This window comes from Spirulina sp. CCY15215, from assembly GCF_016888125.1.
Lineage (GTDB): Bacteria > Cyanobacteriota > Cyanobacteriia > Cyanobacteriales > Spirulinaceae > CCY15215.
In genome coordinates this window covers 21,285-29,559 of sequence record NZ_JACSWA010000329.1, presented here as the reverse complement: position 1 = coordinate 29,559, position 8,275 = coordinate 21,285, and the positions used below count along the sequence as shown (strand labels likewise).

The following is an 8,275-nucleotide window of genomic DNA, read 5'->3' as shown; positions in this document are numbered from 1 at the left end:
AGGGTTTACCGTCGCTATCGGGATAAAGGAATTCGTCTTCAATGGTGGTCGGAGAAAGTTGTTGTACCATTGCCTCAAAGAAAGAAAGAATCAATACGTTTGACTTCATTATACGGGCGGTGCAACCCACCGGAACAATCGAATTTGCCTAGCGGTCAGACCCCTCGTCGCCGTTAGCGTAGCTCCTCTTGTGCTACATTTTAAAGTGCGGAATGTGGGGTATAATGTCCTATCTCTAGTTTTCTTGCTCATTTGCCCATCATGAAAAGTCTCTGGAATCAAGCTGAAGCCGATCGCTACCCTACCGACCTCGAACAGCGCGTTTATACCTCTCAACTCTTAGGGCGCGATCCCTCTCTTGTCCTCCACGGCGGCGGCAATACTTCAGTGAAAATCCGAGAAAAGAATATTGTTAGCGAAGAAGAAGAGATTCTTTATGTGAAAGGAAGTGGTTGGGATTTAGCGACGATCGAAAAGGAAGGCTTTTCTCCGGTTCGTATGGATCATCTCCTCAAATTGGCGAAATTAGAGGCTTTAAGCGACCCTGAGATGGTAAATGAGCTAAAAACGCAAATGACCCGTTCTAGCGCTCCTTCTCCCTCTGTGGAGACGATTCTCCACGCGACTTTACCCTATAAATATGTCGATCACACCCATGCTAATGCGGTTGTGACGATTACGAATACTCCCAGTGGGTTAGCACGAATTCGGGAAATTTATGGCGATCGCATCGTGATTATTCCCTATGTTATGCCAGGATTCGATCTCGCTCGTCTCTGTGCGGAAAAATTTGCCGCCGAAGCAGGAGAAAATACTGTCGGCATGGTATTAATGAATCATGGTATCTTCTCCTTTGGGGCAACGGCACGGGAATCTTACGAATTGATGATTGAATTAGTGAGTTTAGCAGAAGATTATATTGAGAAACAGGGCGCAAAAGTAGCCCCAAATTCCGTCAAAATTGCAGAGAAGTCTTTGGCAATTCCTTTAGCCGAATTGCGTTATCAATTATCTAAAAGTGCAGGATTTCCGGCGATCGTGACGATGCACCGCAATGAAAAAACCCTTTCTTTTGTTCAACGAGAAGATATTGCCGAAATCTCCCAACAAGGTCCCGCAACTCCCGATCATGTGATTCGTACCAAACGCCTTCCCCTTCTCGGACGAGATTTAGAGGCTTATATTGAGGATTATCAAGCATATTTTCGCACCCATGCGACGGAAACAACAACTATGCTCGATCCCGTCCCTCGGGTGATTTTAGATGCAGAATTGGGGATGTGTGCGATGGGCAAAAATGCCAAAAGCGCCGCGATCGTTGCTGATATTTATCACCATACCATTGATATTATTCAATCTTCGACGGCGTTAGAGCGCTATCAAGCCTTACCTGCAAAAGATATTTTTGCTGTAGAATATTGGGACCTAGAACAGGCAAAATTACGCAAAGGCGGTACACCTCCCCAGTTTACGGGAGAAATTGCCCTCGTTACGGGAGCCGCTTCGGGAATTGGTAAAGCCTGTGTGGAATCCTTACTCAAACGAGGAGCGGCGGTGGTGGGTTTAGATATTAATCCTAACATTGAGGAACTCTATTCTCGTCCTGATTTCTTGGGGATTAAATGCGATGTGACTCGAGAAGATAATATTAATGACGCGATCGAGCAAACTGTCCGTAATTTTGGCGGTTTGGATCTGTTAATTCTCAATGCGGGTATTTTTCCTTCGAGTCGCGCGATCGCCGAATTAAATACGGAAGAATGGCGTAAGGTTATGAACATTAACCTCGATGCCAATTTGATTTTATTACGAGAATGTCATCCCTTCTTAAAACTTGCACCAAATGGGGGGAGAGTGGTGATTATTGGCTCGAAAAATGTCCCGGCACCCGGTCCCGGTGCGGCGGCTTATTCTGCTTCTAAAGCGGCATTAAATCAACTGATGCGAGTAGCGGCTTTAGAATGGGGTCAAGATCGAATTCGCCTTAATTCTCTCCATCCTAATGCAGTTTTTGATACGGGAATATGGACGCAGGAAGTGCTAGAAAACCGTGCTAAACATTATGGAATTACGGTGGAAGAATATAAAACTAATAATGTCTTAAAAGTTGAGGTTAATAGTCACGCTGTTGCTGAGTTAGCTGCGGAAATGTGCGGGTCTTTGTTTGCTTGCACGACGGCGGCTCAAATTCCCGTTGACGGGGGGAATGAACGGGTAATTTAGAGTTGAGGAGTTATAATCGAGAATATTTAATAATTCGAGTTTTATATGTCAAATTTTCGCGATCGCGTTTTGCTTAAAGTCGTTAGCAGTATTCCTTTGCGAGGACTTTTAATTATTCCCTTTGTTCTCCAGATTTGCGGTATTGTCGGGTTAGTGGGCTATCTTTCTTTTAGAACTGGGCAAAAAGCCGTTGAAACTCTTGCCGATCGCCTGATACACGAAATTGGCGATCGTATCGAACAAAATTTAGAAACGTATTTAGCACTTCCTCATCAAGTCAACCGAACTAATGCAAAGGCGATTGAATTGGGTATTTTAAATGTGCGCGATTTGTCAACCGTTGAAAGTTACTTTTTAGAACAGTTGCAAATTTTTGATAGCATTAATAGTATTGTTTTGGGAAATGAAGAAAAGGAATTTGTTGGGGTGGAAAAGCGAGAAAAAGAGCTTCTCGTCCTCATGGAATCAGATAATAAAACTAATTATAATTTACATACCTACGCGATCAATCCTCAAGGAAATCGTTTAGAAACTATTAATATCACGGAAAACTACGATCCTAGGATTCGTCCGTGGTACACAGATCCAGTTGCAGCCAAAAAAGAAGTTTGGAGCGAAATTTTCCCTCAGTTTACCACCAAAGATTTAACATTAGCGGCTGTTCGTCCCGTCTACGATCGCCAGGGAAATTTAGATGGAGTTGTTAATAGTAGCTTACATTTAGTCGCCATTAGCAATTTTCTGGCTAATTTAGAAATTGGCAAAACCGGACAGAGTTTTATTATAGAGCGATCGGGAATGTTAGTGGCAACTTCAACTTTAGAAAAATTATCTCGACTTCAAGATGAGAAATTAACGCGAGTATTAGCTGGAGAAAGTCAAGACTCATTAACTCGGAAGATTGCGGAGGAAATTACTTCGCAAAACTTAATCGATCGCGGCGATCGCACTCAAATCAACTTAAATATTGCAGGAGAATTATATTTTTTACAAATCCACCCTTTTCAAGATAGCTTTGGTTTAGATTGGTCGATCGCGATCGTTATTCCCCGTGCTGATTTTATGGCACAAATTAATCGTAATACTCGCAACACTATTTTACTCTGTTTTGCTGCTTTAATTATGGCGATCGTCATTGGTATTTTAACAGCACGTTGGGTCACAAAACCGATTTTAAGACTCAATGAAGCTGCCAAAAATATTGCTCGCGGTCATTGGCATCAAGGCATTAATATTCAAAGAAATGATGAACTTGGAGAATTAGAACAATCTTTTAATCTCATGTCAGAACAATTACAAAATGTTTTAATTACGTTGGAAGAACGGGTTAAAGAAAGAACCGAAGAATTAGTCGTTGCCAAGGAAAAAGCCGAGGTTGCAAATAAAGCAAAAAGTGAATTTTTGGCAAATATGAGTCACGAGTTACGAACCCCTCTCAATGCTATTTTAGGGTTTTCACAAATTATGTTTAGATCGCAAACTTTGCCTTCAGAACACAAAGAAAATATACAAATTATTAACAATAGTGGTGATTATTTATTATCTCTGATTAATAAGGTTTTGGACTTGTCAAAAATTGAAGCCGGAAAAATTAGCTTTAATCCGAAAAACTTTGATCTCTATGCCCTTTTGAATGAAGTGGAAAATTTATTGGAAATTAACGCAGAAGAAAAAGAATTACAACTTAACTTTACCTATGAAGAAGATGTACCGCAATATATTCACACAGATGCTTTAAAACTCCGTCAAATTTTAATTAATCTAATTAATAATGCTCTCAAATTCACCTCAAAAGGAGGAGTTACAGTCCGAGTTTTTTCAATAAAAAATGAAGCAGAAAATAACCAACAGCAAGTAACTATTCAGTTTGAAATTGAAGATACAGGGGTGGGAATAGCCCCAGATGAAATCAACAATCTTTTTAATGCTTTCAGTCAAACAAAAAGCGGTAAAGCTGTACAAGAAGGAACGGGTTTGGGTTTAGCAATTAGTCGTCAATTTGTACAATTGATGGGGGGAGATATTAATGTTAAAAGCCAAGTGAATATTGGCACAATATTTTCCTTTAATATTCAAGCAGAGATTGTGCAAGAATCTGAGGTTCAAAGCAATAAAACTATTCGTCATGTTGTTGCCATTGCTCCCAATCAAAAACAGTATAAAATATTAGTAGTAGAGGATAAACCCATCAATCGCAAACTATTAATTAAAATTTTAGTCCCCCTTGGTTTTGAATTAAAAGAAGCAGGAAATGGCAAAGAGGCGATCGCCATTTGGGAGGAATGGGAACCACATTTAATTTTGATGGATATGAGAATGCCGGTGATGGATGGATATGAAGCCACTCAATATATTAAAGGGACAACGAAAGGCAATGCAACAGCAGTAATTGCTTTAACAGCCAGTGTGTTAGAGGAAGAAAAGGCGATCGTTCTTTCTGCGGGATGCGATGATTTTGTTCGCAAACCTTTTCAGGAAGATGTTCTTTTTGCGACCATGACCAAACATTTAGGGATACAATTTATTTATGAGGAAGAATGCCCAGTTGTAGAAACGACAGAAGAGAAACCTATTACGATGGAAGACTTAAATATTATGCCGATGGAATGGCGCGATCGCGTTCGGACAGCAGCCATTAATCTCGATGATGATGCCCTTTTCAATCTTATTTCTGAAATCCCAGAATCTCAGGCTAGTTTAGCGGCAGAATTAAGAAGATTAGTCAACGATTTTCAAGGCGATCGCATCATCACAATTCTCGATCGCCTTCAGGGATAAGTTTACATTGCACCTCTTATTTTACAGCATTTTAGGTAGCTCTATCTCTCGGGGATTCACCCATGCACCGGATAAATCGATCGCTTGTTCTTCTCCCATAGTTCTCGCTTTAGCGAATGCTGTTTTTAATTTAATCAATTCAAACTCATCCTCTTGTCCTGCGATTAAATAAATGATTAATTTAGAGGCTAAATCTTTACCGGAAACTTGAATGCGTTTTCTCAAAGGATCGTATAAAATTCCATACCAGATTGATGAGGAAAAATCAATTTTACTAAAGCCATCTTCTGCATCGTAGCGGCTGAGTTTAGTGAAAATATCGTGTAAATTTAAGCGTTTTTTATAGACAAGAAAACCGATCGCCTGTACGAGGGCAATTTGACCCACAGGACGAAAAAGCATATTTCCTTGGCCGCCTCCCACATCGTGGCTAAAACGGCGTAATTCCGGGGTATCCTTGCGTTTGAGTTGGCGATAACTGGGAAGTTCTGCGAGGTAATTAAAGAGAATATTAAATTCCTCTTCTCCATCTTTAAGTTCCTCATCGTCGGGACGTAGGGGGAGGAGTCCTGTATCAGTGGGTTTCCAGTGGGGGAAGGGGTGAACGAGATAAACCCGCGCCATCTCTTGCAGGGCTTGTAAGGTAGTGAGGACGGTAGATTTGGCGGCAACGGTGGCACTATTCCAATTGACGCGATCTTTAGTTTTGCGCCCTTTTTTAAATAAGGGATGGTTGAGGGCGATCTGTCGGGCAACGAGGGAAAAGCCGTCATCTTCATCGAGGAGGGCGAGTTGACCTTTACTGAGGCGAATATTAGTGAGATTAACGTGAACGAAGATGGAACGGACGCGACGGCGTGCTTCTTGGCGGGTTTCCCCTTGGATAACGGCGGGGATGAATTCAATGGCGATGGTTTCTTGAGGGAGGGTTTGCAAGTATGCGCGATCGATGTCTTGGTAGGGGTCGTCGATGGCGATCGCAACTCCGGTAGTTTTTTTGCTCTTTTTATATTTTTCCAGTCTACCTGTGCGGATCAGTTCCATCAATCCTTGAATGCCCATGAGTCGATGCTGGCCGTCGAGGGCAAAGATGTCGATCTCCCGGTTGAGGCTGAGGAGGCCGAGGCTATGGTTGCGATCGAGGGGGTCAAAATGGGCGGCGGTTTCTCTGGCGCGTCCCTCTTTGTCCCATTGAGGGGCTTTAGGATCGTCGGTCCAAGGGGGGCTGAGGACGGCGAGGAGGGCGGGGAATTTATGGGTGTGGCGTGTGGCGAGGTATTGGGTGAGGGGTGCCTGTCGCGACCAGTCTAGGGGGCGCTGTTGCAGGTTTTCGGCGGTGTCTGCGTCGGGGGCGATCGCATAAGTTTCGGGGTCAATTTTCTGACGGAAGAGGGGGAGTTGGGCGGCAAATTGGACGCGATCGCTTAACCATTCGAGGCTAACGGTGCTGAGATAGGCCTCGGTATTTCCCATTTTGGTCTTCTGGACGAGGAGGCGATCGCTTTGTTGCAGGCAGCGATCGAGGAGTTGGCTGAGGGTTTGGCGATCGGTGTCGTTCATGGCTGGATTTTAGGGCGGGCTTCTTATTGTTTCATGGCAGGAGTTGAGAAGGGGAAAAAGTTTTTAAAAACTTAATAGTAATAAATTATAAATTTTACTTGACTTTTTGACAATTTTGTGTTGCAAGTTGGGGGAGAGGCGATCGCATTCAAGGAAAGGGAATCTCTCTCCTCTAAAATAAGCTATAATTTTCCCAATGTTTTTAAGGCTTCAATGTCCGAATTACTGGATTTTATTAATGATTCTGAGTCTCTTCGTGCTTATCGCCATCGAGTCCGAATTTTCGTTAGGGATCTCGAAGGAGAAAAGGATCCACAAAAACGGGCAAAGTTTGCTAGGTATTTGGCGGAAGCAGCAACAACTTTAGCAAGACTAGAAGCAGCAGCAGCAGAAGGTTGAATTCAAAAAGATTGCCTTAGAATTTACGACCTTATCTCTTTCTCTGAGTATAGAAAAGGTGCAGCAGGCGATCGCAGATAGAGAGGAAAATTAGCGCGGCGATCGCTTCTCTGTTAAGAAGTGAAACAATATCTTGACTTTTTTGTGATTTTGTGTTTCGAGTTGGTTTTGGTTGGAGGGGAAGCGATCGCAGTTTTGTTAAGAAAAGAAACAATTTTTCTGCTTTAAGGAAAAAAGAGGGAAGCAAACTGACAAAGTAATGAGAGATTATTGGTTCGGGAGATATGAAAACAGATTCGATTTTTTACCGCTTGTTTAAGGAACGAGGAGAAGTCTTTTTTGAGTTAATCGAGCGTCCAGTACAAGAGGCACAAGACTACAGTTTTGCCTCCTATGAAGTCAAACAAACGGCATTTCGTATTGATGGATTTTTTCAGCCTTTGCAAGAAGATACAACAAAACCACTCTATTTTACTGAGGTACAATTTCGCTATGATGCCAATGTTTATGCGGGATTATTTGCTGAGATTTTTATTTATTTGAATCAAAACGATCCTGGACAAGATTGGCGAGGGATTGTTATTTTTGCTACACGGAGTTTTGAACCCAAGAATTTGCTCCCTTATCAGGAGTTGTTGGAGTCTCGGAAGGTGACGCGAATTTATTTGGATGAGTTACCCTCGCGTCGGTTTCGATCGCTCAATATGGAGATTGTCCGCTTAGTTATCTGCGATCGCGCTGTGGCTTTGGAGGTGGGTCGAGAAGTTTTAGAGCAAACGAATGAGGTGGAAGATGAAACGGAGCGGCTCGATTTGCTAAACTTGATAACAACGGTTCTTAGTTACAAATTTTCCGATCTGAGTAGGGAGGCAATGGAACAAATGTTTGGATTAGACGAATTGAGACAAACCCGCTTTGCCAGAGAAATGAGGGAAGAGGGTCGCGAGGAAGGTCGCGAAGAAGGTCGCGAAGAAGGTCGCGAAGAAGGTCGCGAGGAAGCAAAGATACAACTCATTCCGGTTTTACTGGAACTTGGGTTGAGTATCGATCGCATTGCTGTATCTCTTTCTCTGAGTGTAGAACAGGTGCAGCAGGCGATCGCGGATCGAGAGGAAAATTAGCACGGCGATCGCTTCTCTGTTAAGAAGTGAAACAATATCTTGACTTTTTGGCAATTTTGTGTTGCGAGTTGGTTTTTGTTTGGGGGGAGGCGATCGTAGGGAGTCGGCAATAAAAAAGTGGTGTATTTTTTAAGACGTACTAAAGTACTGAATAACTTTTTAGAACGTTTTCGACAATACGTTGGCAAAATGGA

The 8,275-nt window shown here is 42.5% G+C and carries 6 protein-coding genes; 4 read left to right on the top strand and 2 right to left on the bottom strand.

Annotated features, from left to right (window positions below):
* The first annotated feature begins 261 nt into the window (after window positions 1-261).
* On the top strand, window positions 262-2,223 hold the full coding sequence (locus JUI58_RS06565; RefSeq protein ID WP_204102959.1) for a bifunctional aldolase/short-chain dehydrogenase: 1,962 nt from the start codon (window positions 262-264) through the stop codon (window positions 2,221-2,223).
* A gap of 45 nt (window positions 2,224-2,268) precedes the next feature.
* Complete coding sequence (locus JUI58_RS06560; protein ID WP_204102958.1) at window positions 2,269-5,001, top strand: hybrid sensor histidine kinase/response regulator; 2,733 nt, start codon at window positions 2,269-2,271, stop codon at window positions 4,999-5,001.
* A 21-nt stretch (window positions 5,002-5,022) separates the two neighbouring features.
* On the opposite strand, the gene JUI58_RS06555 is transcribed toward JUI58_RS06560, so the two are convergent.
* Window positions 5,023-6,561 carry a DGQHR domain-containing protein gene (locus JUI58_RS06555; RefSeq protein ID WP_204102957.1) on the bottom strand — a complete coding sequence of 513 codons (1,539 nt, stop codon included), beginning with the start codon at window positions 6,559-6,561 and terminating at the stop codon, window positions 5,023-5,025.
* A 117-nt stretch (window positions 6,562-6,678) separates the two neighbouring features.
* Here JUI58_RS06555 and JUI58_RS06550 point away from each other — a divergent pair, with 117 nt between their 5' ends.
* Window positions 6,679-6,960: a hypothetical protein gene (locus JUI58_RS06550; RefSeq protein WP_204102956.1), complete on the top strand. Its 282-nt coding sequence runs from the start codon at window positions 6,679-6,681 to the stop codon at window positions 6,958-6,960.
* A 31-nt stretch (window positions 6,961-6,991) separates the two neighbouring features.
* Here the strand turns inward: JUI58_RS06550 and JUI58_RS06545 are convergent, their stop codons facing one another.
* A complete protein-coding gene (locus JUI58_RS06545; protein WP_204102955.1) occupies window positions 6,992-7,174 on the bottom strand; it encodes a hypothetical protein in 183 nt (60 codons plus the stop codon).
* A 70-nt stretch (window positions 7,175-7,244) separates the two neighbouring features.
* Here JUI58_RS06545 and JUI58_RS06540 point away from each other — a divergent pair, with 70 nt between their 5' ends.
* Window positions 7,245-8,081 (top strand): Rpn family recombination-promoting nuclease/putative transposase, encoded by an 837-nt coding sequence (locus tag JUI58_RS06540; protein WP_204102954.1) that lies wholly within the window; start codon window positions 7,245-7,247, stop codon window positions 8,079-8,081.
* Window positions 8,082-8,275: the final 194 nt, after the last annotated feature.

Excerpts from the sequence above, each read along its gene's own strand:
- JUI58_RS06565 (WP_204102959.1), top strand. The coding sequence starts at position 262 with ATGAAAAGTCTCTGGAATCAAGCTGAAGCCGATCGCTACCCTACCGAC.
- JUI58_RS06560 (WP_204102958.1), top strand. The coding sequence starts at position 2,269 with ATGTCAAATTTTCGCGATCGCGTTTTGCTTAAAGTCGTTAGCAGTATT.
- JUI58_RS06555 (WP_204102957.1), bottom strand. The coding sequence starts at position 6,561 with ATGAACGACACCGATCGCCAAACCCTCAGCCAACTCCTCGATCGCTGC.
- JUI58_RS06540 (WP_204102954.1), top strand. The coding sequence starts at position 7,245 with ATGAAAACAGATTCGATTTTTTACCGCTTGTTTAAGGAACGAGGAGAA.